We start from the raw sequence: 22337 nt of genomic DNA, 5'->3' as shown, positions 1-22337 counted from the left end.
GGTCAGTGACTGTGCGAGTGGTCGTGGCTGTGGTCGTGGTCGTGGCTGTGAGTGAAGCCGCCGCTCTCCGAGTCGTCGGCGTGGAAGTGCGGCGCCATGGGACCCGGATCGATCGGCGTGTGGTCGCCGACCCGGTGGGCGGCGATCATCGACAGCACCCAGTCCTTCAGGGCGGCCACGGAGACGTCGTCGTGGCGGGACAGCGCCAGCACCGGGCCGCCCTCACGGGCCGCGGTGGCGTCGGACACCATCTGCGGCAGGTCGACGCCGACGTGCGGGGCGAGGTCGGTCTTGTTGACCACCAGCAGGTCGGCGCGCCCGATGCCCGGACCGCCCTTGCGGGCCACGTCGCCGCCGCCGGCGACGTCGAGGACGAAGATCTGGGCGTCGATCAGCGCCGGGGAGAACGTGGCGGTGAGGTTGTCGCCACCGGACTCGATCAGGACCAGGTCGAGCGGAGCGAAGTCGCGTTCGAGGTCCTCCACCGCCAAAAGGTTCTCGGTGACGTCGTCGCGGATCGCGGTGTGCGGGCAGGCGCCGGTCTCCACCGCGCGGATGCGTTCGGGGTCGAGAACGCCGGCGGCCTTGAGCAGGCGCGCATCCTCGTCGGTGTAGATGTCGTTGGTGATGACGCCGATGGCGATCTCGTCGGCGAGCGCCCGGCACACCGTCGCGATGAGCGACGACTTGCCGGTGCCGACGGGACCGGCGACGCCGAGACGGAACGAACGGGTCTGTGTGTCAGGCACGGAACAACCTCTGGGTCATGACCGCGTGGGCCTGCGCCCACTCTTCGGTCTGCGGAGCACCCGGCGCGGGGATCGCGTCCGGGTCGGTGAGGGCGGCCAGTGCGGCGACGAACGGTTCACCGGCGGCACAGGCGTCGAGGACCCAGCCGCTCACCACGGCCGGATCCTGGGGTTCGAGTTTGAGGACGGCCGCGCACGCGGTGGCGGCGTCGTCGTAGATCGCGAGCCGCACCAGGTCGGGAGCCGCGATCCCGGCGGCGACGGCAACCGCACCGAGCACGACCGGCCGGCAGGGTGCGGCGGCCATCTGGTCGACGGCGGCGAGGGCGGGATGCTCGGGCCACTGCGAGCGGGCGAAACGAAGGTAGCCGCGGGCCTGCGCGATCGACGCCTCCCGCAGCGCGGGAGCGGGGGTTCGTGCCGCCCAGGCGGCCTGGACCCGATCGGCGGCGTCTCCTTTCGACAGGCTCAAGGAGCGTTGCGACAGGCTCAAGGAGCGTTGCGACAGGCTCAAGGAGCGTTGCGACAAGCTCAAGGAGCGTTGCGACGCACTCATCGAGCGTTCCGGCCCGCTCCTTGAGCCTGTCGAAAGGACGGCACGCGCGACGGCGGCGGTACCCGCCTCGGTACGGGTGACCGTGCCGGCACGACCGATCAGGTACTCGCGGATCCGTTCCGGCGGCAGCCCGCCGCGGAGCGCGGGTTCCACCCCGGCCGAGTAGGCATGGCCGCCCGTCGGCAGCCGGGCGTCGGCCAGCAGCATCGCGGCGAACCGACTCGCCCCGCTCGCTTCGCTCCCGGCGGCGGACCGACCGCTCACGTCGTTCCCAACAGCGGTGTCCACGTCAGAACATCTGGTAGAGCTGGGCGAGTGGCAGCCGCTCGGCGGGAGCAGGGGTCACCGGGTCGCCGTCGATGGAGATCTCGAAGGTGTCCGGCCGGATGTCGATCGCCGGCAATGCGTCGTTGACCTTCATGTCCTTCTTGCCGATCTCCCGGGTCGGCTTGAGGGGCACCAGGGCGCGGCGCAGTCCGAGTCGCCCGGCGAGCCCGTCGTCCAGGGCTGCGGGCGACACGAACGTCACCGACAGGTCCGGTCCGATCGCGTCGCCGAACGCGGGCCGCTGCAGCACCGGCTGAGGGGTCGGGATGGAGGCGTTGGGGTCGCCGAGTCCGGCCCAGGCGATGGCACCGCCCTTGATGATCAGATCGGGGCGGACCCCGAACAGCGCCGGCGACCACAGCGTGAGGTCGGCGAGCTTACCGGTCTCGATGGAGCCGATCTCGTCGTCGAGGCCGTGCGCGACGGCCGGATTGATCGTGTACTTGGCGACGTAGCGTCGGGCCCGCTGGTTGTCGGCGGGACCGTCGTCGAGCGCCCCGCGTCGCGCCTTCATCACATGCGCGACCTGCCAGGTGCGTGTGATGACCTCACCGATGCGGCCCATCGCCTGAGCGTCGGACGATGTGATCGACAGGGCGCCCATGTCGTGCAGGATGTCTTCGGCCGCGATGGTCGTGGCCCGGATGCGGGACTCGGCGAAGGCGAGGTCCTCGGGTACGGCCGGGTTGAGGTGGTGGCACACCATCAACATGTCGAGGTGCTCGGCCACCGTGTTCACGGTGTGCGGCAACGTCGGGTTGGTGGAGCCGGGCAGCACATGCGGCAGCGACGCGATCGACAGGATGTCCGGGGCGTGACCGCCGCCGGCGCCCTCCACGTGGAAGGCGTGGATGGATCGGCCCTTCATGGCGGCGATGGTGGAGTCGACGAATCCGGCCTCGTTGAGAGAATCCGAGTGCAGGGCCACCTGCAGGCCCCACTCTTCGGCGGCGGTGAGCGCCGCATCGATGGCGGCGGGCGTCGAGCCCCAGTCCTCGTGGACCTTGAGGCCTCCGGCGCCGGCGAGCGCCTGCTCGGCGAGGCCTTCGGCCGACACGGTGTTGCCCTTGCCGAGCAGGACCACGTTGACGGGCAACGGGTCGAGCGCCCGATGGATCTGGGTGAGATGCCAGGCGCCGGGCGTGACGGTGGTGGCTTTGGAGCCTTCGGACGGTCCGGTGCCGCCGCCGATGACGGTGGTGATGCCGGTGGCGAGCGCTTCGTGGATCTGCGACGGCGACAGCAGGTGCACATGCGAGTCGATGGCGCCGGCGGTCAGGATCCGGCCCTCGCCGGAGATGACGTCGGTGGACGGGCCGATCACCAGGTCGGGGTGTACGCCGTCGGCGATGTCCGGGTTGCCGGAACGGCCGAGCGCGACGATGCGGCCGTCGCGGATACCGACGTCGGCCCTCTCGATGCCCCACCAGTCCAGGACGATCACGTTGGTGATCACGGTGTCGGGGGCCCCGGGCGCGGGCCCGTCGGGTCCGGCTCCGGCGGCACGGGTGCGGGTGCCCTGGTTCATCGATTCACGAATCGACTTGCCGCCGCCGAAGACCGATTCCTCACCGCCGAAGGTGTGGTCCTTCTCGATCTCGATCCACAGGTCGGTGTCGCCGAGGCGCACCTGGTCTCCGACGGTCGGGCCGTACAGGGCGGCGTACCGTTCGCGGTCGATGCGCGCCATCAGAGCCGCCCTCCCTCGGTCTTGCCCATCGCGATGCCGGGTACCCGGCGGGCGCCGCGGAAGGCGACGGCGGCGACGGTTCGCGAGGCTCCGGGCTCGAAACGCTGTGAGGTGCCGGCCGGGATGTCGAGGCGGAAGCCGTGGGCGGCCTTCCGATCGAACTGCAGGGCACTGTTGGCGTCGGGCAGATGCAGATGGGAACCGATCTGGACGGGACGGTCGCCGGTGTTCTCGATGACGAAATCGAGGCGTTCGTCGGCGGTCCGGTCGGCGTTGATCTCGAGGGTTCCGGGGCGGACGCGCACGGCGCCGGGAGCGGAGTGAGCGGGCCGGGTCGGTCCGGCGCCGGGCCCGCTCGTGGAGTTGGATGACATCGGCGCTCCTAGTCGATCGGCTGGTGCAGGGTGACGAGCTTGCGGCCGTCCGGGAAGGTGGCCTCCACCTGGACTTCGGTCACCATCTCGGCGACTCCGTCCATCACGTCGCCGCGGGACAGCACCCGGCGTCCGGTCTCGGCCAGTTCGGTCACCGGCACCCCTTCGCGGGCGCGTTCGATGACCCAGGTGGACAGCAGGGCGACGGTCTCCGGGTAGTTCAGGGCGATACCGCGCGCATGCCGGTCCCGCGCCACCATGCCGGCCACGGACAGCAGCAGCTTCTCGGTGTCTCCGGGGGTGAAGTGCACGGGTCCTCCTGTCGTCGCGGGCGTCGTCAGGGCACATGCTGCCATTGATCTGGAGCTTCCTCCGACCACTTCTGTGCAGGTAGACAGTGTTTTCCGAGGTCGTCACCGACGGTGTCACGAGAACGTCATAAACGCGCAACAGCCGAGAAACCCCGTCCGCGCCCTAGACTGCGATCAGCAACCCACGACAGGAGACGTCATGAGCGACAAGAACGCCCACGAGCAGAAGATCGAAGAAGAGGAGAAGGCCAAGCAGGCCGAGCGCGATCGCCTCGAGCGCGAAGAGGAGGAGCGTCTGAAGTAGACGCTTCGTAGGATCTGCCGAACCGGGCCCCTTCGGGGGCCCGGTTTTCTGTAGGCGTTCTGATTGTTCGCCTTCTGCGCCGGTCGCACCCTTGGTCGCTATGAAGACCACGACCGCCACCCCGAACCTCGCCGGCTCGCGTCCGGAAGACGAGAAGCTTCCGCTCTGGACGACCCTGAGCTACGGCGTCCAGCACATCCTCGCCATGTTCGGTGGCGTGATCGCGGTGCCGATCATCATCGGCGGCGCCGCCGGGTTGAGCGTCGAGCAGAAGGCGGTCCTGGTGGGCGGCTGCCTGTTCATGTCGGGTCTGGCCACCCTCGTGCAGACGCTCGGGTTCCCCGGCGTCGGCTCGCAGCTGCCGCTGGTGCAGGGTGTGTCGTTCGCGACGGTCGCCACCATGCTGGCGATCATCGGCGACGACGGCACGCACGGACTGCGCACCGCGTTCGGCGCGATCATCGTGGCCGGCCTGATCGGTCTGGCGGTGATCCCGCTGTTCGCGAAGATCGTGCAGCTGTTCCCGGCGGTGGTGACCGGTTCGGTGATCACGGTGATCGGCCTGTCTCTGATGCCGGTGGCGGCACGCTGGGTCACCGGCAACGAGACCGTGACGGTCGACGGCAAGTCGGTGGCGAACCCGGACTTCGCGAATCCCGCCAACATCGGGCTGGCCATGCTGACGCTCGCCCTGATCCTCGCGTTCTCTAAGGTCAAGAAGCTGACCCGTGTCGCCATCCTCCTGGGTCTGGTGGTGGGCACGATCGTCGCCGCACTCTGCGGAAAGATCGATACGTCGGGCGTGCACGGCACCGGTGTGGTGGGCTTCCCGGAACCGTTCGCGTTCGGCATGCCGGTGTTCGAGCTGGCCGCGATCGTCTCGATGACCATCGCGATCCTGGTGATCATGGTGGAGACGACGGCCGACATCCTGGCCGTCGGCGAGGTGGTCGAGACCGACGTCGACACCAAGCGCGTGGCCCGCGGTCTCCGCGCCGACATGGGCGTCTCCGCGATCGCGCCGGTGTTCAACTCGTTCCCGGCGACCGCGTTCGCGCAGAACGTGGGTCTGGTGGCGCTCACCGGAATCAAGAGCCGGTTCGCGGTGGCCGCCGGCGGCGGCGTCCTGCTGCTGCTCGGTCTGTCGCCGATGGCCTCGGCCGTGGTCGGCATGATTCCGAGCCCGGTGCTCGGTGGCGCCGGCATCGCCCTGTTCGGCACCGTCGCGGCCAGCGGTATCCGCACGCTCACCAAGGTCGACTACAGCGGCACCACCAACATCCTGGTGGTCGCGGTGTCGATCGGCATGGGCCTGGTGCCGGTGGTCTCGCCCGAGTTCTGGTCGGGCCTGCCCACGTGGGCCGGCACCATCCTCGAGTCGGGAATCAGTTCGGCGGCGATCACCGCGGTCCTGTTGAACCTGCTGTTCAACGTGTGGCGGCCGGTGGAGCCGTCGGGCATGGCGATGGCCGCGGCCCGCGCCCGCAACGTCAGCGACGTCGAGATGAGGGTGCTGGCCGAGGGCGGCTCGTTCGAGGCCGGGCAGACCGTGAAGGTGAAGCCGGTCGAGGACACCGAACCGATCGCCGCCCACTGACCGCCGCCGGGCGGCATCCGGCGACGGGAATCCGAACGCGCGCGTTGCGTGCGCGAAACATTCCGACAACATCCGGTTCCTAGCGTGCATGACGAACCGTATTGGAGGTTTCGCCATGCAGCTGCGGCAGTTGCTCGATCACCCGGACCTGGGTCTCGAGCTGCTCGTTGACCCGGGCGCGGCACGGGAACTGGAGATCGCGCGCGTGTTCGTCACCGACCAGCCGCTGCCAGAGCGCTATCTGAGCGGCGGTGAACTGCTGCTGACCGGCATGCTGTTCCACAGCGGCGAGCCCGGAGATTCGGACTCGTTCGTGGCGTCGGCGATCGCCGGCGGGGCGATCGCGATCGGGGCGGGGATCGACCATCTAGAAGGCATCCCCGAGCATTTCGTGGAGGCCTGCCGGACGCATCGGCTACCGCTGTTCTCGGTGCCGGCGGACGTCTCGTTCGCCCAGATCATCGACGAGTTCATCGCCCGTACCGCCGATCGTGCACAGCGTCTTCGCGCCGCCCTGGATCAGTCGCGGCGGCTGCTGTCGTCGCTGGCGGCCGGCCGGGAGCTCGACGATCTGGCGTCGACGGTGGTCGGCACCACCGGGATCGGCTGCAAGATCCTCACCGCCACCGGGCGGCGGGTGTGCGCTCTCGGGCGTCCGTTGACCGAAGAGGAGGTGGACGAGATCCTGCGCGCCGCACACGACAGCCGCCACTTCCCGCTGGCGGTCGGGCGGCGCACCGTCATTCCCGTCGGCCGGGTCCGGGATGCGGCACGCGCCTGGTATCTGGTGGTGGACACTCCCCCGTCGACGCTCAGCGTCGAGGCCATGGACGGGTTCAGCGAGTTCGCGTCGATCGCGGCACTGCTGCATGCCCGCGACACCGAGTCGGACGCTCTGCTCGACCGGCACGACGATCTGGCGATCAGCGAGATGCTGTCGGATCCGACCAGCCCGGGCAGCGGAGTGATTCTGGTGGTGCGGTGCCGGGAACCCGAACGGGTGCGGCCGTTGGTCCGGGATGTCCTGGCCGGGGTCGCCGGCCGGGCCACCGTCGCCGTGTCCGACGGGGACGTCGTCGCGCATGTCGCCACCCGGTCCCCGCAGGGCCTGGCCGAGACGCTGCGGCTGCAGTTGCGGCGGGTCCTCGATCTGCTCGACGGACCGTTGTCGATCGGGTACTGCGAAGTGACCGAGGAATCGGGGCTGGGCGGGGCGGTGCGCGGGGCACGGCAGGCATCCCGGTTCGGCGACGAGGACCTGTCGGTGACGTCGGCGGCCGAACTGGGTACGGCGGCCGCCCTGTTCTCACATCTGCCCGACCAGGTGCGGATCGACTTCGTTCGCCAGGTGCTGGGCCCGTTGGAGGATTACGACGCCGCGACCGATGCGGGTCTGCTGGAGACGCTGGTGCAGTTCATGGACAACGGCTGTTCGTGGGTGCGGACCGCCGATGCCATGCACATGCACCAGAACACGGTCCGCTACCGGATCGCGCGCACCGAGCAGCTCACCGGCCGGAATCTGGCCGACATGGGCGACCGCGTCGACATCCGGCTCGCCCTCGATCTGCGATGAGCGCGTCAGCTGCCCCGGTAGGTGGAGTAGGCGAACGGCGAGAGCAGCAGCGGCAGATGAACCTTGCCGGTCCGCAGGTCGACGGTGATCGCGACCTGCGGGTACAGGCCGTCGGGGAAGTGGTCGCCGGTGTGGTAGATCGCGGTGTACCGGCCCGGGCGGACGAGAGCGAAACCGGGGATCCGGCCGTCGGTGTCGGTGATGCCGTCGGCGACCGGTCCGTCCGGCCCGATCAGTTCGACGCGCATTCCGACGACGGGACGGCCGGTGGTGGTGTCGAGGACGTGGGTGGAGACGGGCACGTTGGCCGGCAGCAGGGCGGCCAGGCGCGACCGGTTGATGGCGGCCAGTTCCCGGCGGACCACCGTGTTCTCGGTACCGGGGTCGTTGGCGAGGCGGGTTTCGAGGAGGCCGAGCAGTTCGTCGGGCTTGCGGCCGGCGGCCGCCACCAGATAGACGTGCCCGAACCGTTCCTCGTAGCGGGCGTTGGCGTCGGCCATACGTCCGGCGAAGTCGTCGCCGGCGGCCAGGACGGCGGCCTGCTCCCGCGCCGACGCGGCGTGGCCGGACCGCTCCCCGATCCGGGGGTGGCCGTCGAGCGCGGCGGACAGTCCCTCGGCGGTGAGCGAAGCGACCGCGTGATCGGAGACGGCCAGCAGTTCGTCGACGGTCTCGTAGGGCCGCGCGGCGACGACGTTCGCGATCCACTCGGGGGCCGTGCACACTCCGCTCAGCAGACCGCTCAGGTCGTCGGCGCCGAGGGCGTTGATGCTTCTCGAGGTCGTATTCGCGGGTCGTCGATCCCATACCGACAAGCCTGTTCGGATCGCCTCGGCGCCACCCGCCCAGAAACTACGAAATCGCTGCTCCGCAGACCAGTCATCGTTGGAGGATCCGACAAGGCCGCGACCGGCGCCGATGACTTACGCTCCGGCTATGGAGGTCGATCTGGACGAAGCGATGCGGCGCGTGGACGCGCTGCTCGAGCCGGTGGATGCCGCGCTGGCACGGCAGTTTCCGGGCGATCGCACCGGCCGCCAGCCGATCCATTCGGTCTACGTGCCCGCCGACCGCGCCGACGAGAACACCGTTCAGGTGTGGGGCGACGGCGCCCTGGCCCTGCTCGAGGAGAACCGCGACGTGGTCGCCGGGCTCGGCGACGGCGTGGACATCGACGGACTGGAGACCGCGCTGCGGACCCGGCCGATCCAGGATCTGCGCATCGATTTCGAGGACGGCTACAAGCATCGCGACGACGCGTCGGAGGACGCCGACGCGCGCCGGATCGGCGGCGTGCTGGCCGGACTCACCGGTCCCGGCGCCCCGGAGCGGTTCGGGATCCGTCCGCGAGGCCTGGAACCGGCCGAACGCCGACGGGGCATGCGCACTCTCGAACTGGTCCTGGAGGGCGCCGGCGGCGTGCCGGACGGCTTCGTCTTCACCGTCCCGAAGATCCGCTCCCCCGAACAGATCCCGGCACTGGTCACCCTGTGCGAGATCTTCGAGAAGGCTCATGGACTGGCCGAGGGGACGCTGACCTACGAGTTGCAGATCGAGAGCCCGCACATCGTGTTGGGCGCCGACGGCACCGCCGGTGTCGCCCGCGCGATCCGCCGCAGCGAGGGCCGGTGCACGGCCCTGCACTTCGGCACCTACGACTACACGACCGCTCTCGGTGTCGCCCCGCGCTATCAGTCGCTGGCGCACCCGACGGCCGACCACGCGAAGAACGTCATGATGCTCGCAGCGGCCCAGGCCGGCGTGTGGGTGTCGGACGGGTCGACGCAGGTGATCCCGCAGGGCACCGAAGAGGAGGTCACCTCGGCACTGGTGCGCCACTTCGATCTGGTGACCCGCTCGCTGACCGGCGGCATCTACCAGGGCTGGGATCTGCATCCGGGCCATCTGGTGACCCGCTGGGCGGCCACCCTGTCGTTCTACCGGGGAGCGATGCCGGCCGCCGCGACCCGGATCGACGCCTACTGCCGGCGCTCGGCCGGCGGCAGCATGATGGACGAGCCGGCGACGGCGCAGTCGCTGTCGGCTCTGGTGTTGCGCGGCCTGCAGTGCGGCGCCTTCACCGAGGCCCAGCTGCGGGTGCACGCCCCGCGCACCGACGAGGCGGTGCTGACCGCGCTGTCCCGCCGCGAACCCGTGCCCGCCTCCGCGCAATAGACCCTCGCGCGATCGGCACCGTCGATCCGCCCTGACATTAAGGACGCCATGACCGCCGCCGAAGCCTTCCACACCCTGCCCGATCTCGCGGCCCGCCTGATCGGCGGCTCGGTGATCTGGGCCAACGACGAGCTCTTCGCGCAGCGGCAGAACCTGATCAAGCCGGGCGACGCCGAGTACTCGCCGCACACGTTCGGGCACACCGGTCAGATGTACGACGGCTGGGAGACGCGCCGCCGCCGCGACGACGGCCACGATGCGGCCATCGTCCGTCTGGGCGCCCCCGGCATCATCCACGGGGCCGTCGTGGACACCTCGTGGTTCCGCGGCAACTATCCGACGTCGATCTCGCTCGAGGGCGCGAACGTGCCGGGCTACCCGACCGTGGAGGAGGTGCTGGCCGCGGACTGGACCGAACTGGTGTCGCAGTCCACCGCCTACGGCGACACCAAGAACGACTATTCGGTGTCCGACCGCCACACGTACACCCATGTGCGGCTGTCGATCTATCCGGACGGCGGTGTGGCCCGTCTGCGCGTGCACGGTGTGGCCCGCCCGGATCCGGATCTGCTCGATCTCGGCCCGGTCGATCTGGCGGCGCTGGAGAACGGCGCCGCCGTCTCGGGTTGCTCGAATCGCTTCTACTCGTCACCGGACAACCTGCTGTTGCCCGGTCGCGGCCGCACCATGGGTGAAGGCTGGGAGACGGCCCGGCGCCGGACCGGCGGCAACGATTGGGTGGCGGTCCGGCTGGCCGCCCACGGCGTGGTGCATATGGCCGAGCTCGACACCACCCATTTCCTCGGCAATGCGCCGGGCGAGGCGTCGTTGAGCGGTCGCGACGGCAACGGGCCGTGGTTCGAACTGATGCCGCGTACCCGCCTGCAGCCGGATACCCGGCACCGTTTCCCGATCGACGTCGACACCCCGGTCACCGAGGTGCGGATGGACGTCTACCCCGACGGCGGCATGCTGCGTATGCGGCTGTGGGGCGAGCTCACCGAGCAGGGTCGGGCGGCGCTGCGATGACCACGCCTGGAGGTTCGCCGTCGACGGCCCGCGATACGCAGCCGTATCCGCGCGACATAGTCGGCTACGGTCCGACGACCCCGGACCCGCAGTGGCCCGGCGGCGCGGTGATCGCCGTCCAGTTCGTCCTCAACTACGAGGAGGGTGCGGAGAACAATCCACTGCACGGCGATCCCGGCTCGGAGACCTTTCTGTCCGAGCTCGCCGATCCGGCCGCCTTCCCCAATCGGCACATGTCGATGGAGTCGAACTACGAGTACGGCTCGCGTGCCGGCCTGTGGCGGGTGCTTCGTGCGTTCGAGAAGCGCGATCTGCCGTTGACGATCTTCGGGGTGGCCAAGGCCCTCGAACGCAATCCCGAGGCCCTGGCGGCCTTTCAGCGTCTCGGCCACGAGATCGCCTGCCACGGCCTGTGGTGGAAGTCGTATCAGTTGGTGGACGAGGAGACCGAACGCCGCGACATGGCCGAGGCCGTGAAGCTCATGATCGAGCTGACCGGTGAGCATCCGCTCGGCTGGTACACCGGGAGGGATTCCCCCAACACTCGACGTCTGGTGGTCGAGCAGGGCGGCTTCCTCTACGACTCCGACTCGTACGGCGACGACCTCCCGTACTGGGCGCAGGTCGACACCGAGGACGGTGCGACGCACTCGCAGCTGGTGGTGCCGTATTCGTTGGAGACCAACGACATGAAGTTCTCGTCGCCGTCGGGCTTCTCGACCGGCAAGGACTTCGAGGACCATCTGCGTGATGCGTTCGACGTGCTGTACGCGGAGGGTCTGGCCGGCAGTCCGAAGATGCTGAACGTCGGCCTGCACTGCCGGATCGTGGGGCGTCCGGCGCGCACCGCCGCGCTGGAACGCTTCCTGGACTACGTGCAGTCGCGGGACCGGGTCTGGGTGGCGCGCCGCGCCGACATCGCCCGGCACTGGATCGACCACCACCCCGCCCCTTCCCCACCACTCGACGGCTGAGCCGCCGCCTACCCCGTTGGTTGAGCCGCCGGAGAGGCGCTAGCCGATCCGGCGAGTCGAAACCACTCCCCCGTCGGAGTGTTTGGTTTCGACACGACCTCCTTCGTCGGTCGGCTCAACCGCCGAACAGGACCGCCCCCTCGAACGGGCTGCCGAACGGAACCGCCCCCATCCCGCCGGTTGAGCCGGGTCGACGACGGAGCACAGCGACGACGACGCCCCGCGTCGAAACCAAACCCTCCGAGCGGCACGGAAACCGCAGTACCGTGGCCTCATGGCTAAGAAGAAGTGGCAGGACCTGTCCGACCGGCAGAAGGCGCTAATCGCGGGTGGCGCCGCGCTGGATGCGGGTCTGCGCCTGTATGCGGGACGCGATCTGGCGACGCGCGAGCGCGACGAGGTCCGGGGACCGAAGTGGCTGTGGGGCGTGGGCCTGGCCGTCGTGAACTCGGTCGGTGTGCTCCCGGCGATCTACCTGCTGCTGGGACGTCGCAGCAAGCCCGGCGGATACGACGTCACGCCGGGCTGATCAGAGGTCACCTGCCCAGGCGTCCACGGTGGTGACGGTCGCCTGCTTCGGGAACACCTTTCCGATGAGGATCGCGTGCACCTCCGGGTCGGGGTCGCCGCAGGCGTCCTGGAGAACGGTCAGCCGGTAGTCGAGGTCGGCGGCCTGCCGCACGGTGGACAGCACCACTCCGCTGGTGGAGACGCCGGCGAGAACCAATTCGTCGGCGTCGAGTCCGCGGAGAAGCACGTCGAGATCACTGCCGGCGAATGCGGAGATCCGCTTCTTGACCACCACCGGCTCACCGTCGCGGGGTGCGAGGGCGGCGATGATCTGGGTGCCGGGCGCGTCGACGTGCATGGCGTCGCCGGCGTTCGCTTTGGTGGCAGAGAAGGCCCGGTTGGTGGCGGCGACCTCGGGATAGCCGGGCCCGAACGCGACGCGGACGAAGATCACCGGCACCCCTCGGTCGCGGGCGGCTGCCAGCGACCGGGCGGCGGCGTCGACGACAGGCTCGAAGCCGGGACGTCCGGCGATGCCGTTCTGGAAATCCATCAGGATCAGGGCGCTGCTCATGGTGTCCTTCCACCGCGTTATTAGACAGTTATAACTGTACAGTCTATCCTGTTGATATGTCGAAGTCCCGCGAGGCCGGCATCGCCCAGGCCGCCATCGATCTGCGTTCCGTCGTCGCCCGCATCGTGCGCCACCTGCGTGAGGCCGGAGCCGACGATCAGATCACCCCGTCACAGGCCTCGGCCCTCTCCCGGCTCGGCCGCGCCGGAATCGCGACCACCAGCGCCCTCGCCGCCGGCGAAAAGGTCCGCCCGCAGTCGATGGCGGCCACCGTCGAAGCCCTCGAACAGATGGGCCTGGTGACCCGCCGCCCGGATCCCACCGACGGGCGGCGACAGCTCATCACTCTCACCGACGCCGGGCACGCCCGGCTCGACGGCAACCGTGCCGCCGTCAACACCCGTCTCGAACAGACCTTGTCCCAGTTGAGCACCGACGAACTCGCCACCGTCCGGGAGGCGACGGCCATCCTCGAACGAGTCCTCACCTGATGGTGCTCGCGCTACAGAGCCTCGACCCCCGACGGCCGGCACCCGCCGGCCGCTTCGACCGCCGTCTGCTGCCGCCCATGCTGTTGGGTGCGGTGCTCAACCCGATCAACACCTCGATCATCGCGGTGGCCCTCACCCCCATCGGGATAGCGTTGGGCGCACCCGCATCGGAGACGGTCTGGCTGGTGTCCGCCCTGTATCTGGCGACCACCATCGGGCAGCCCTTGGTCGGACGCCTCGTCGACGTCTTCGGTCTGGTGGCTGGTGGCCGTGCGGGTGGTTCTGGGCATCGGCACCTGCGCCGGCTATCCGGCCGCCATGCACATGATTCGCGCCGAAGGCGAACGGACCGGGCTGACCTCCCCCGCCACCGTTCTGACCGCACTGTCGATCACCACCCAGACGGTCGCCGTGATCGGCCCGACCCTGGGCGGACTGTTGATCAGCGGCTGGGGCTGGCGGGCATCGTTCGACGTCAACCTGCCGCTCGGGCTGCTCAGCGCCGCGCTCGGGCTCCTGTACCTGCCGCGCCGCACCGGCCTCGAACCGTCCACGACGGACCGGCCGGTGATCGACTGGCGCGGCATCGGACTGTTCGCGATATCCATGATCGGCTTGCTGATCTTTCTGCAGAACATCTCGATCGGCCTAGCGTGGCTCGCGGTGGCCGCCGCGGCCGTCGGAGGCGTCTTCGTGTGGTGGGAGTTGCGTGCCGACGACCCGTTCCTGGATCTACGCGTGCTGGCCGGCAACGCGCCACTCCTACGGACCTTTGCGCGGGCATTGCTGACCGCGGTCGTCTCGTACACCTTCATCTACGGTTTCACGCAGTGGCTCGAGGACGGGCGCGGGTTGAACGCCGCCCACGCCGGCTTGGTGCTGCTGCCGATCTTCGCGACCGGCATCGTGTTCTCCGCCGCGTTCGGGCGGCGGCCGGAAGTGACCTGGAAACTGCTCGTCGGATCGACGGCCCAGCTTCTCGCCAGCTTCGGTGTGCTGTTGTTGACCGGGACGTCCCCGGTCTGGTTCATCGTCGGGGTCATGATCGTGGTCGGCATCCCGCAGGGATTGAACGGCTTGGCGATCCAGAACTCGCTGTACTTCCAGGCCGACCCGCAGCGGATCGCCTCGTCGGCCGGCCTGCTCCGGACGTTCAGCTATCTGGGTGCCATCACCGCGTCGGTCGTGTACGGCAACGTGTACGGCGCGCGCGCCACGACGGCCGGCCTGCACACCCTCGGCTGGGTGGTGGTCGCCGTGTCACTGCTGTTCTTCGCCCTCACCGTGTTCGACCGTTCACTCCGGCGGGTGGGCCGCGTCGAACCCGATGACATCGCCGAGGCCCGTGATCGTCTCGGCGCCGCCGAGTGAGTCAGCGCAGCGAGGCGAGCAGTGCGCGAGTCCGGTCACGGACTGCGGGATCGCGATCGAAGACGATGCCGACGTACTCGTCGACACCCGCGTCGGCCACCTCCTGGAGGCGGCCGCGAACGGTCGCCTCGTCGCCGATGATCGCGGCGTCGGCCGGACCGTCATAGCCTTCTCGGTCGAGCATCGCCCGGTACGACGGCAACGATCCGTACATGCGGAACTGGCGGGCCGCCGTCTCTCGCGAGGTGTCCGGGTCGTCGGTGACGGCGACCGGCAGGAAGGCGACGGTCCGCACGTCGGACTCTGTGCGGCCGGCTGCGGTCGCCGCCTCCCGGAGGCTGGGCACGATGTGATCGCGCAGGGTCTTCGGCCCGGTCATCCAGGTGACGGTTCCGGCGGTGCGGCGCCCGGCGATCGCCAGCATCTCGGGGGCCGAGTGCGGCCAGATACACCGGGGGTGCCGGCACCTCGGTCAGGGTCATCGCGCCACGCGTGGTGTGCAGTTGGCCGACGGCTTCGGCGGGCTGTCCGGACAGCAACGGCAGCAGGCCGTCGAGGTACTCGTTGACGCGCCGCAGATTCCGCTCGTACGGAATGCCCCACATCCCCTCCGACACCACCTGGTGGGTCAGACCGATACCCAGGGTCAGGCGGCCGCCGGTGACGGCGTTGACGGTCAGTGCGCGCTGCGCCAGGTTCATCGGATGCTGGGGCTGGATGGGCAGCACCCCGGTGGCGAACTCGATGCGCGGCACCTCGCGGCCGGCGACGGCCAGCACGGTGAGCGCATCCGGTTCGGTCGGCATCCGGGTGGCCCAGATCCGGCCGAAGCCTTCCGTCTCGTACTGCGCGAGCGTCGCGATGTACTCGTCGAGGTGCAGGGTCTTCCGTCCGTCGACGGTGTGCATGAGGCTGATCTCCACGTCGGCCAACCTATATCCTGGCCTCGATGAAAAGGACCCGCATCGTGAACTGCGTCGTGAACGGCCGGGCACGCGACGTGCCCGACGGCAGCACCATCGACGACCTGGCCCGGACTTTGACCGGCGGTGTGGTGCCGACCGGACTGGCGGCGTCGGTCGACGACGTCGAGATCCCCCGCAACGAGTGGACGACCACCGCCCTGACCGACGGCGCCCGCCTCGACGTGGTGCCGGTGGTCGGCTGCGGCTGACCGTGCCGCGGATGCACGACGGCCCCGCCACCCGGTGAAGGGGGACGGGGCCGTCGCGGTGTCAGGTGCCGGCGTCAAACGCCGGCGAAGCTCACCAGCTCGACTTCTGCACGCCCGGCAGTTCGCCGGCGTGCGCCATCTCGCGGAAGCACACGCGGCAGAGACCGAACTTGCGGTACACCGAGTGCGGACGTCCGCAGCGGTTGCAGCGCGTGTAGGCGCGGACCGCGAACTTGGGCTTCTTGTTGGCCTTGTTGACCAGAGCCTTCTTTGCCATGTCAGTTGTCCTTCGCGTTCGAGTCCTTGAACGGGAAGCCCAGCGCCTTCAGCAGCGCGCGGCCCTCGTCGTCGTTGGTGGCCGTGGTGACGACGGTGATGTCCATACCGCGCGGCCGATCGATCGAGTCGATGTCGATCTCGTGGAACATGGACTGCTCGTTGAGGCCGAACGTGTAGTTGCCGTTGCCGTCGAACTGACGGTCGCTCAGGCCGCGGAAGTCGCGGATACGCGGGAGGGCGATCGACACGAGACGGTCGAGGAACTCCCACATACGGTCGCCGCGCAGGGTGCAGCGAGCACCGATCGGCATGCCTTCGCGCAGCTTGAACTGGGCGATGGACTTGCGGGCGCGACGGATCTCCGGCTGCTGGCCGGTGATCAGCGCGAGGTCGGCGACCGCACCGTTGATGAGCTTGGCGTCGCGGGCGGCGTCACCGACACCCATGTTGACGACGACCTTCACGACACCCGGGATCTGCATCACGTTGTCGTAGTTGAACTGCTCGCCCAGCTGGCCCTTGATCTCCTCGCGGTAGCGAGTCTTCAGACGGGGCTGGACCTTTTCACTGGTGGTCATAATCAGATGTCCTTCCCGGTCTTGCGCGAGATACGGACCTTCTTGCCCGACTCGTCGTCGATCCGGTAGCCGACGCGCGTCGGAGTGCCGTCGGCGTCGACGACCATCACGTTCGACACGTGGATCGGGGCCTCCTGGGTCACGATCCCGCCGGTGGCGGCGCCACGCTCGTTGGCCGAAGCGGCGGTGTGCTTCTTGATGCGGTTGACGCCCTCGACGAGCACCCGCTCGCGCTGCGGGTAGGCCTCGATGACCTTGCCCTTGGCGCCCTTGTCCTTGCCCGCGATGACGATCACGGTGTCACCCTTGTGCACCTTCATGTCAGATCACCTCCGGAGCCAGCGACACGATCTTCATGAAGCGCTTGTCGCGCAGCTCGCGGCCCACCGGGCCGAAGATTCGGGTACCGCGGGGCTCGTTCTCGTTCTTGAGGATGACGGCCGCGTTCTCGTCGAACTTGATGTACGAGCCGTCGGCACGGCGGCGCTCCTTGACGGTGCGCACGATGACGGCCTTGACGACCTCACCCTTTTTGATGTTTCCGCCGGGGATGGCGTCCTTCACGGTGGCGACGATGACGTCACCCACGCCGGCGTAACGCCGCGAGGATCCGCCGAGCACGCGGATGCAGAGGATTTCCTTCGCACCGGTGTTGTCGGCGACCCGCAGGCGCGATTCCTGCTGAATCACTGCTTGTCTCCTTGACCTGGATTCTTATGTCCGCCGGATTTCCGACCCGACGCACATGGTCTGTCACCACCGGAACACGCGCCTGCCTGGGGTTTTCCGTGGTTCACGGTCAATCCCAGTGGGTTCACGAGCCGGATTGCGACGCCAGGCGCCGCAGGCAACCGTTCAAGTGTAGGTGTTGCCGCAGGCCAGAGCCAAATCGTGGTTGTGCACAGCCTCGATCGAGGCCTCGATTCAGCGGTGCTGTCTGCGTAGAATCGAAGGAGCCGACCGAAGGATCATGATGGCCGCACCACTCAACACCCGGCAGGAAGAACTGCTCGCCGAGACGGAAGGAATCCTTGCCGCAGCAGGACACCGGATGTCCGATGAGGGCCGCGCGGACCTGATCTCGATGCTGAATGGTGAAATCACCGAGGACGAGGCCGTTCGCCGGGTCATCGCCCGCGCCAAGCGCGACAAGTAGCGTCGAGCGATGGCCCCGGGCCCACGAACATGGACCGACTACTTCTATCCGGGCACTACGGTGCTACGAAACAAGTTGGGTCTGACCGATCAGCAGGATCTGACCGCTGCGGAGACCGACTTGGCCGGTATCGCGATGGCAGGACTCCAGAAACGCGATGTCACGGCCGCCGAGTTCGATCGCGCCCATATGCAGTCGATCCACCGCGCGATATTCGAGAAGGTCTACGACTGGGCCGGGGAGCCGCGAGTCGGTCCGACGTTTCCGAAGGTGATGACGAAGGCCGGGCCGAGTCCGGAGTCGATCGCGCGTGGCGACTATCGGGCTGACGACGGTCACCCGTACTCCTACTTTCCGGCGGGAGAGGAGATGCTGAAGCACTTCGATCGCTGGGCGCGGATTCTGGGCAGGAACCTGACTGCACTCGAACCGGATTCTTCGGTGGAGCGGTTCGCCGAGGCGATCGCGGAGCCGTGGGGCGAGATGAACGTCGCCCACCTGTTCCGGGAGGGCAACACTCGCACGCAGCTGGTGTTCTTCAAGCAGCTCGCGCAGCGCCACGGCTTCTCAACGACGATCGCGCCGCTCGCACACGATGCGGACCTTCGTGCACGGTTCAACTGCGGGAGGTTCGTGATTCAAGCCGCCGGGCCCACCGAACTCTTCGAATCGGTGATCAGGGACCTCACCCGCAGGCGCTGATCACCAGTCGGACAGCTGGGTGTAGCCGTCCTGGAGTGCGCGGGCGAGCAGGTGCGCCTTGGTGGGGGCCGGGCGACCGACGCCGGCGTACTTGGCGCGGATCCGGGAGATGTGCGTGCTGACGGTCGATGCCGAGATGAACAGGCGGGCCGCCGCTTCGTCCTTCGACTCCGACGCCAGCCAGGCGAGCAGGACCTCGACTTCGCGCTCGGACAGCGCCGGGCGGTCGTAGGCCGGAACCGGCACCACAGGACCGAACCGGCCGTAGTCGACGACGACGTTTGCCGGAGTCGGCTCATCGAGCGTAGTCATGGATGCGGTCACGTCGCGTCTCCCCCTTCAGGTTCCCCAACCCTGGCCGAGCGTTCGCCCGGGACCGACTCCGGTGACGCCATCCCAGTCGCCTTAACCGGCGAATCCGAAGTGGTTGAACCAGAACCGGTGCCAGTGTCCCATCGCCGACATAGGACGTCAATCGCCAGTATCGGACCGCGCTGTGACGGAGGGGCCGCACGGCTACATGTTAGGGTCACCTCAGTCCAATCTAGGAGGATCCTATGCAGAAGAACCTGCGCCGTCCCGTCTACGCCGTCGCCGCGCTCGCCGCCGGTGCCGCCGTCGCGCTCACCGGTTGCTCGAGCACCAACGACACCGCCGACAAGGCCACCAGCGCCGTCGCCTCGGCCGCCGATCAGGCCACCAGCGCGGTTGCGTCGGCCACCTCGCAGGCCCAGGCCGCCGTCGAGGGTCTCGACAACGCGACCGCCCAGCAGATCTTCCGCGCCGCCGTCGACCCGAACACCCCGGCCGACCAGCTCGGCCGCTACGTCGACGTCGAGGGCGACGCCCTCGACGGCCTGGCCAACTTCAACAAGGGTGCGGCCCAGGGTGGCTACACCCCCGAGGTGTACACCGTGAAGAGCGTCGCGGCCGACGGTGCCGACAAGGCCACCGTCACCGTGTCCGTCGCGTCGCCGCACGCCCCGGCCCCGGTCGACATGCCGTTCGAGTTCGTCAACAAGAACGGCAGCTGGCTGCTGAGCTCGGATGCCGTCACCGCCCTGATGAGCCAGGGAAGCGCCCACGCCGGCGCCCACTGACGCACGACGCACTCGACGCCGCGGACTCCCTTGGGGGATCCGCGGCGTCGTCGTTTCTGTGGAGGGCCCAGGTTGTCCACAGACGCACGACCCCTGCTCTTCCGTCGCCGACCGCTTAGGCGCGCCGCTCGTGGCATGCGCGCTGCGAGCCCGTCGACCCTCCGCAAGCTGATGTATTCTTACATCATGCAGCGGACGCAGATCTCCCTCACCGACGAGGACCGTGAACTGCTGGACGCCGAATCCGAGCGGACCGGCCGGTCGATCTCCGCGCTCATCCGTGACGCGGTGCAGCAGACCTATCGGCGCACACGCGACCTCGACGCCGACCTGAAGGCGATCGCCGCGGCCGCCGGCGCGTGGAAGGACCGCGACGTCGACGGCGAGGAATACGTCGAACAGATCCGGAACGGCACACGCCTCCGCGATGCCTTCGAACGATGACGGTCATCGACACCTCGGTCCTCATCGACGTATTGCGCGGTGACCCCGCCGCGCAACGCACGCTCGGCGACGCCCGGTCGACGGGCCGTCTGCACGCAAGCGAGATCACTCGACTCGAAGTGCTCGGCGGCATGCGGAGCGGCGAGGAGAAGTCCACCCGCGATCTCCTCGACCGCCTCGTCTGGCATCCCCTCGACGCCCAGATCGCCGAAGTGGGCGCGGCGCTCGGACGACGGTGGCGGCGCAGCCATCCGGGCCTCGGCGCGGCCGACCTGACCATCGCCGCGATCGCCTACGTGCTCGACGCCCCGCTACTCACCCGGAACGTCAAACACTTTCCGATGTTCGACGGACTCACCAAGCCGTACTGACGCAGCCATGCACCCTGAGTCCGGCCACGCGGCCTCCACTGAGGCCGCGTACCCCGACTCAAGGTGCGGCGACTGCTGGAGGATGCCTGAAGCCCACCTCCCCCGACGGGACAGGTGGGCTTCAGTACGTGTGGTCGCTGTGCGCGAGAAGACCTACTTGGCCTTCTCCAGCACCTCGACGAGACGCCAGTGCTTGGTGGCCGAGAGCGGGCGGGTCTCCATGATCCGCACGCGGTCACCGACGCCGGCGACCTCCTTCTCGTCATGCGCCTTCACCTTCGAGGTGGAGCGGATGATCTTGCCGTAGAGCGGGTGGCTCTTGCGATCTTCCAGCTCGACCACGATGGTCTTCTGCATCTTGTCACTGACGACGTAGCCGATCCGCTCCTTGCGGCGGGCACGCTCTTCAACGGTCACGTTCGTGTCCTTCTGGTCCTTGCTCATGCGTCATCACCCTCCGGGCTGGACGCGAGGCCGAGCTCACGCTCGCGCATGACCGTGTAGATACGAGCGATCTCACGACGCACGGTACGCAGGCGACGGTTGTTGTCGAGCTGACCGGTCGCCATCTGGAAACGAAGGTTGAAAAGCTCTTCCTTCGACTCCTTCAGACGGGCGATCAGATCGTTGTCGTTGAGCTCACGCAGCTCAGCAGCTGCCACTCCGAGTGCCATCAGAACTGCTCCTCTCGGGTGACGATCCGGGTCTTCATGGGGAGCTTGTGCTGCGCGCGACGCAGGGCCTCGCGAGCGATCTCCTCATTGGGGTAGGTCATCTCGAACATGACTCGACCCGGCTTGACCGGGGCGACCCACCACTCGGGCGAACCCTTACCGGAACCCATGCGGGTCTCGGCAGGCTTCTTCGTGATCGGGCGGTCCGGGAAGATGTTGATCCAGACCTTGCCGCCACGCTTGATGTGGCGGTTGATCGCGATACGAGCGGACTCGATCTGACGGTTGGTGACGTAGGCACCCTCCAGGGCCTGGATACCGTAGTCGCCGAAGCTGACCTTGGTTCCGCCCTTCGCCTGACCCTTCAGGCTGGGGTGGTGCTGCTTGCGGTGCTTGACCCGACGAGGGATCAACATGCCTCAGCCCTCCTGGTTCTCGGCCTGCTCGGGAGCAGGCGCAGTCGAGGTGGCGTCGGCGGTGGTCGCCTCGGTGGCCGCAGCGCGACCGGCCTCGGTGCTCGTGCCGGTGGTGCCGGAAGCACCACTGCGACGCGGGCGGGCCGGACGTCGTGCACCACGACGGTCCTCGGCAGCCGGAGCGGCCGGAGCCAGCTCCCGCTTGCCGCCGACGATGTCGCCCTTGTAGATCCAGACCTTCACGCCGATACGGCCGAAGGTGGTCCGGGCTTCGTAGAGTCCGTAGTCGATGTCGGCACGCAGCGTGTGCAGCGGAACGCGACCCTCGCGGTAGAACTCCTTGCGGCTCATCTCAGCGCCACCGAGACGGCCCGAGCACTGGACGCGAACGCCCTTGACACCCGGCTGCCGCATGGCGGACTGAATGGCCTTGCGCATTGCGCGACGGAACGCCACGCGGTTGGTGAGCTGCTCGGCGACGCCCTGGGCGACCAGCTGAGCGTCGGCCTCGGGGTTCTTGACCTCGAGGATGTTCAGCTGAACCTGCTTGCCGGTGAGCTTCTCCAGCTCGCCGCGGATGCGATCGGCCTCGGCGCCGCGGCGACCGATGACGATGCCCGGGCGGGCGGTGTGGATGTCGACGCGAACACGGTCACGGGTGCGCTCGATCTCCACCTTGGAGATGCCGGCGCGCTCGAGGCCGGTGCTCAGCAGCTTGCGGATCGCGACGTCTTCCTTCACGTACTCCGCGTACTGCTTGTCTGCGTACCACCGCGAGTTCCAGTCGGTCGTGATGCCGAGGCGGAAGCCGTGCGGGTTGATCTTCTGGCCCACT

The 22337-nt window shown here is 68.5% G+C and carries 30 protein-coding genes and 1 pseudogene; 14 read left to right on the top strand and 17 right to left on the bottom strand.

Annotated elements, in window-relative coordinates:
• Positions 1 to 2: 2 nt before the first annotated feature.
• From ureG to QM774_RS14005, 5 genes are all read right to left on the bottom strand, one after another.
• Positions 3 to 749: an urease accessory protein UreG gene (gene ureG, locus QM774_RS14025; RefSeq protein WP_414976463.1), complete on the bottom strand. Its 747-nt coding sequence runs from the start codon at positions 747 to 749 to the stop codon at positions 3 to 5.
• Entirely contained in the window at positions 742 to 1512 is a 771-nt protein-coding gene (locus QM774_RS14020) for an urease accessory UreF family protein (protein ID WP_414976462.1), read from the bottom strand. Before QM774_RS14020 ends, ureG begins: the two co-directional genes overlap by 8 nt.
• 82 nt (positions 1513 to 1594) lie before the next feature.
• Positions 1595 to 3322: an urease subunit alpha gene (locus QM774_RS14015; protein ID WP_414976461.1), complete on the bottom strand. Its 1728-nt coding sequence runs from the start codon at positions 3320 to 3322 to the stop codon at positions 1595 to 1597.
• Entirely contained in the window at positions 3322 to 3696 is a 375-nt protein-coding gene (gene ureB / locus QM774_RS14010) for an urease subunit beta (protein ID WP_414976460.1), read from the bottom strand. The genes QM774_RS14015 and ureB overlap by 1 nt, the downstream gene beginning before the upstream one ends.
• Positions 3697 to 3704: 8 nt before the next feature.
• Complete coding sequence (locus QM774_RS14005; protein ID WP_414976459.1) at positions 3705 to 4007, bottom strand: urease subunit gamma; 303 nt, start codon at positions 4005 to 4007, stop codon at positions 3705 to 3707.
• A 404-nt stretch (positions 4008 to 4411) separates the two neighbouring features.
• Between QM774_RS14005 and QM774_RS14000 the strand changes: the two genes are divergently transcribed.
• Both QM774_RS14000 and QM774_RS13995 read left to right on the top strand, forming a co-directional pair.
• Positions 4412 to 5908 carry a nucleobase:cation symporter-2 family protein gene (locus tag QM774_RS14000; RefSeq protein ID WP_414976458.1) on the top strand — a complete coding sequence of 499 codons (1497 nt, stop codon included), beginning with the start codon at positions 4412 to 4414 and terminating at the stop codon, positions 5906 to 5908.
• Between the two features lie 88 nt (positions 5909 to 5996).
• Positions 5997 to 7484: a helix-turn-helix domain-containing protein gene (locus QM774_RS13995; protein WP_414976457.1), complete on the top strand. Its 1488-nt coding sequence runs from the start codon at positions 5997 to 5999 to the stop codon at positions 7482 to 7484.
• A gap of 5 nt (positions 7485 to 7489) precedes the next feature.
• On the opposite strand, the gene uraD is transcribed toward QM774_RS13995, so the two are convergent.
• The gene (gene uraD, locus QM774_RS13990) at positions 7490 to 8299 is read right to left on the bottom strand and encodes a 2-oxo-4-hydroxy-4-carboxy-5-ureidoimidazoline decarboxylase (protein ID WP_414976456.1); all 810 of its coding nucleotides are present in this window, start codon (positions 8297 to 8299) and stop codon (positions 7490 to 7492) included.
• A 121-nt stretch (positions 8300 to 8420) separates the two neighbouring features.
• On the opposite strand from uraD, the gene QM774_RS13985 reads away from it, so the two are divergent.
• The 4 genes from QM774_RS13985 (at position 8421) to QM774_RS13970 (ending at position 12191) form a co-directional block, all read left to right on the top strand.
• On the top strand, positions 8421 to 9659 hold the full coding sequence (locus QM774_RS13985; protein ID WP_414976455.1) for a DUF6986 family protein: 1239 nt from the start codon (positions 8421 to 8423) through the stop codon (positions 9657 to 9659).
• A gap of 48 nt (positions 9660 to 9707) precedes the next feature.
• Entirely contained in the window at positions 9708 to 10688 is a 981-nt protein-coding gene (gene alc / locus QM774_RS13980) for an allantoicase (RefSeq protein ID WP_414976454.1), read from the top strand.
• Entirely contained in the window at positions 10685 to 11662 is a 978-nt protein-coding gene (puuE, locus tag QM774_RS13975) for an allantoinase PuuE (protein ID WP_414976453.1), read from the top strand. Before alc ends, puuE begins: the two co-directional genes overlap by 4 nt.
• Before the next feature lie 274 nt (positions 11663 to 11936).
• A complete protein-coding gene (locus QM774_RS13970) occupies positions 11937 to 12191 on the top strand; it encodes a DUF5652 family protein (protein WP_414976452.1) in 255 nt (84 codons plus the stop codon).
• Here the strand turns inward: QM774_RS13970 and QM774_RS13965 are convergent, their stop codons facing one another.
• Complete coding sequence (locus QM774_RS13965) at positions 12192 to 12746, bottom strand: cysteine hydrolase family protein (protein ID WP_414976451.1); 555 nt, start codon at positions 12744 to 12746, stop codon at positions 12192 to 12194.
• Positions 12747 to 12802: 56 nt separating this feature from the next.
• On the opposite strand from QM774_RS13965, the gene QM774_RS13960 reads away from it, so the two are divergent.
• Together QM774_RS13960 and QM774_RS13955 are read left to right on the top strand one after the other, a co-directional pair.
• Positions 12803 to 13237 carry a MarR family winged helix-turn-helix transcriptional regulator gene (locus QM774_RS13960; RefSeq protein ID WP_414976450.1) on the top strand — a complete coding sequence of 145 codons (435 nt, stop codon included), beginning with the start codon at positions 12803 to 12805 and terminating at the stop codon, positions 13235 to 13237.
• 270 nt (positions 13238 to 13507) lie between these two features.
• The gene (locus QM774_RS13955; protein ID WP_414976449.1) at positions 13508 to 14608 is read left to right on the top strand and encodes an MFS transporter; all 1101 of its coding nucleotides are present in this window, start codon (positions 13508 to 13510) and stop codon (positions 14606 to 14608) included.
• 1 nt (position 14609) lies between these two features.
• Here the strand turns inward: QM774_RS13955 and QM774_RS13950 are convergent.
• Positions 14610 to 15516: pseudogene (locus QM774_RS13950) on the bottom strand (TIGR03564 family F420-dependent LLM class oxidoreductase).
• 41 nt (positions 15517 to 15557) lie between these two features.
• Between QM774_RS13950 and thiS the strand changes: the two are divergent.
• Entirely contained in the window at positions 15558 to 15782 is a 225-nt protein-coding gene (gene thiS, locus QM774_RS13945; RefSeq protein WP_414976448.1) for a sulfur carrier protein ThiS, read from the top strand.
• A 91-nt stretch (positions 15783 to 15873) separates the two neighbouring features.
• Here the strand turns inward: thiS and QM774_RS13940 are convergent, their stop codons facing one another.
• From QM774_RS13940 to rplN, 4 genes are read right to left on the bottom strand one after another with little or no spacing between them, the layout of a single operon-like run.
• Positions 15874 to 16059 carry a type Z 30S ribosomal protein S14 gene (locus QM774_RS13940; RefSeq protein ID WP_414976447.1) on the bottom strand — a complete coding sequence of 62 codons (186 nt, stop codon included), beginning with the start codon at positions 16057 to 16059 and terminating at the stop codon, positions 15874 to 15876.
• Position 16060: 1 nt separating this feature from the next.
• Positions 16061 to 16639, bottom strand: coding sequence for a 50S ribosomal protein L5 (rplE, locus tag QM774_RS13935; protein WP_414976446.1), 579 nt, complete (start codon positions 16637 to 16639; stop codon positions 16061 to 16063).
• 2 nt (positions 16640 to 16641) lie between these two features.
• Positions 16642 to 16959: a 50S ribosomal protein L24 gene (rplX, locus tag QM774_RS13930; RefSeq protein ID WP_414976445.1), complete on the bottom strand. Its 318-nt coding sequence runs from the start codon at positions 16957 to 16959 to the stop codon at positions 16642 to 16644.
• Between the two features lies 1 nt (position 16960).
• A complete protein-coding gene (rplN, locus tag QM774_RS13925) occupies positions 16961 to 17329 on the bottom strand; it encodes a 50S ribosomal protein L14 (protein ID WP_414976444.1) in 369 nt (122 codons plus the stop codon).
• Positions 17330 to 17612: 283 nt separating this feature from the next.
• On the opposite strand from rplN, the gene QM774_RS13920 reads away from it, so the two are divergent.
• Both QM774_RS13920 and QM774_RS13915 read left to right on the top strand, forming a co-directional pair.
• Positions 17613 to 17795 carry a hypothetical protein gene (locus QM774_RS13920; RefSeq protein WP_414976443.1) on the top strand — a complete coding sequence of 61 codons (183 nt, stop codon included), beginning with the start codon at positions 17613 to 17615 and terminating at the stop codon, positions 17793 to 17795.
• A 120-nt stretch (positions 17796 to 17915) separates the two neighbouring features.
• Complete coding sequence (locus QM774_RS13915) at positions 17916 to 18497, top strand: Fic family protein (RefSeq protein ID WP_414976442.1); 582 nt, start codon at positions 17916 to 17918, stop codon at positions 18495 to 18497.
• On the opposite strand, the gene QM774_RS13910 is transcribed toward QM774_RS13915, so the two are convergent.
• Positions 18498 to 18809 carry a response regulator transcription factor gene (locus QM774_RS13910; RefSeq protein ID WP_414976441.1) on the bottom strand — a complete coding sequence of 104 codons (312 nt, stop codon included), beginning with the start codon at positions 18807 to 18809 and terminating at the stop codon, positions 18498 to 18500.
• A gap of 245 nt (positions 18810 to 19054) precedes the next feature.
• Here QM774_RS13910 and QM774_RS13905 point away from each other — a divergent pair, with 245 nt between their 5' ends.
• The 3 genes from QM774_RS13905 (at position 19055) to QM774_RS13895 (ending at position 20412) form a co-directional block, all read left to right on the top strand.
• Positions 19055 to 19597, top strand: coding sequence for a DUF4878 domain-containing protein (locus QM774_RS13905; RefSeq protein ID WP_414976440.1), 543 nt, complete (start codon positions 19055 to 19057; stop codon positions 19595 to 19597).
• 186 nt (positions 19598 to 19783) lie between these two features.
• Positions 19784 to 20041 (top strand): ribbon-helix-helix protein, CopG family, encoded by a 258-nt coding sequence (locus QM774_RS13900; protein ID WP_414976439.1) that lies wholly within the window; start codon positions 19784 to 19786, stop codon positions 20039 to 20041.
• Positions 20038 to 20412, top strand: coding sequence for a type II toxin-antitoxin system VapC family toxin (locus QM774_RS13895; protein WP_414976438.1), 375 nt, complete (start codon positions 20038 to 20040; stop codon positions 20410 to 20412). Before QM774_RS13900 ends, QM774_RS13895 begins: the two co-directional genes overlap by 4 nt.
• Before the next feature lie 153 nt (positions 20413 to 20565).
• Here the strand turns inward: QM774_RS13895 and rpsQ are convergent, their stop codons facing one another.
• From rpsQ to rpsC, 4 genes are read right to left on the bottom strand one after another with little or no spacing between them, the layout of a single operon-like run.
• Positions 20566 to 20856, bottom strand: coding sequence for a 30S ribosomal protein S17 (gene rpsQ / locus QM774_RS13890; protein WP_414976437.1), 291 nt, complete (start codon positions 20854 to 20856; stop codon positions 20566 to 20568).
• The gene (rpmC, locus tag QM774_RS13885) at positions 20853 to 21086 is read right to left on the bottom strand and encodes a 50S ribosomal protein L29 (RefSeq protein WP_414976436.1); all 234 of its coding nucleotides are present in this window, start codon (positions 21084 to 21086) and stop codon (positions 20853 to 20855) included. The genes rpsQ and rpmC overlap by 4 nt, the downstream gene beginning before the upstream one ends.
• Complete coding sequence (gene rplP, locus QM774_RS13880; RefSeq protein WP_414976435.1) at positions 21086 to 21502, bottom strand: 50S ribosomal protein L16; 417 nt, start codon at positions 21500 to 21502, stop codon at positions 21086 to 21088. The genes rpmC and rplP overlap by 1 nt, the downstream gene beginning before the upstream one ends.
• Positions 21503 to 21505: 3 nt before the next feature.
• On the bottom strand, positions 21506 to 22336 hold the full coding sequence (gene rpsC, locus QM774_RS13875; RefSeq protein WP_414976434.1) for a 30S ribosomal protein S3: 831 nt from the start codon (positions 22334 to 22336) through the stop codon (positions 21506 to 21508).
• Position 22337: the final 1 nt, after the last annotated feature.

The organism is Gordonia sp. (in: high G+C Gram-positive bacteria) (assembly GCF_047600565.1).
In the GTDB taxonomy this organism is placed as follows: Bacteria; Actinomycetota; Actinomycetes; order Mycobacteriales; family Mycobacteriaceae; genus Gordonia.
This window is presented reverse-complemented; position numbering and strand designations above follow the sequence as displayed.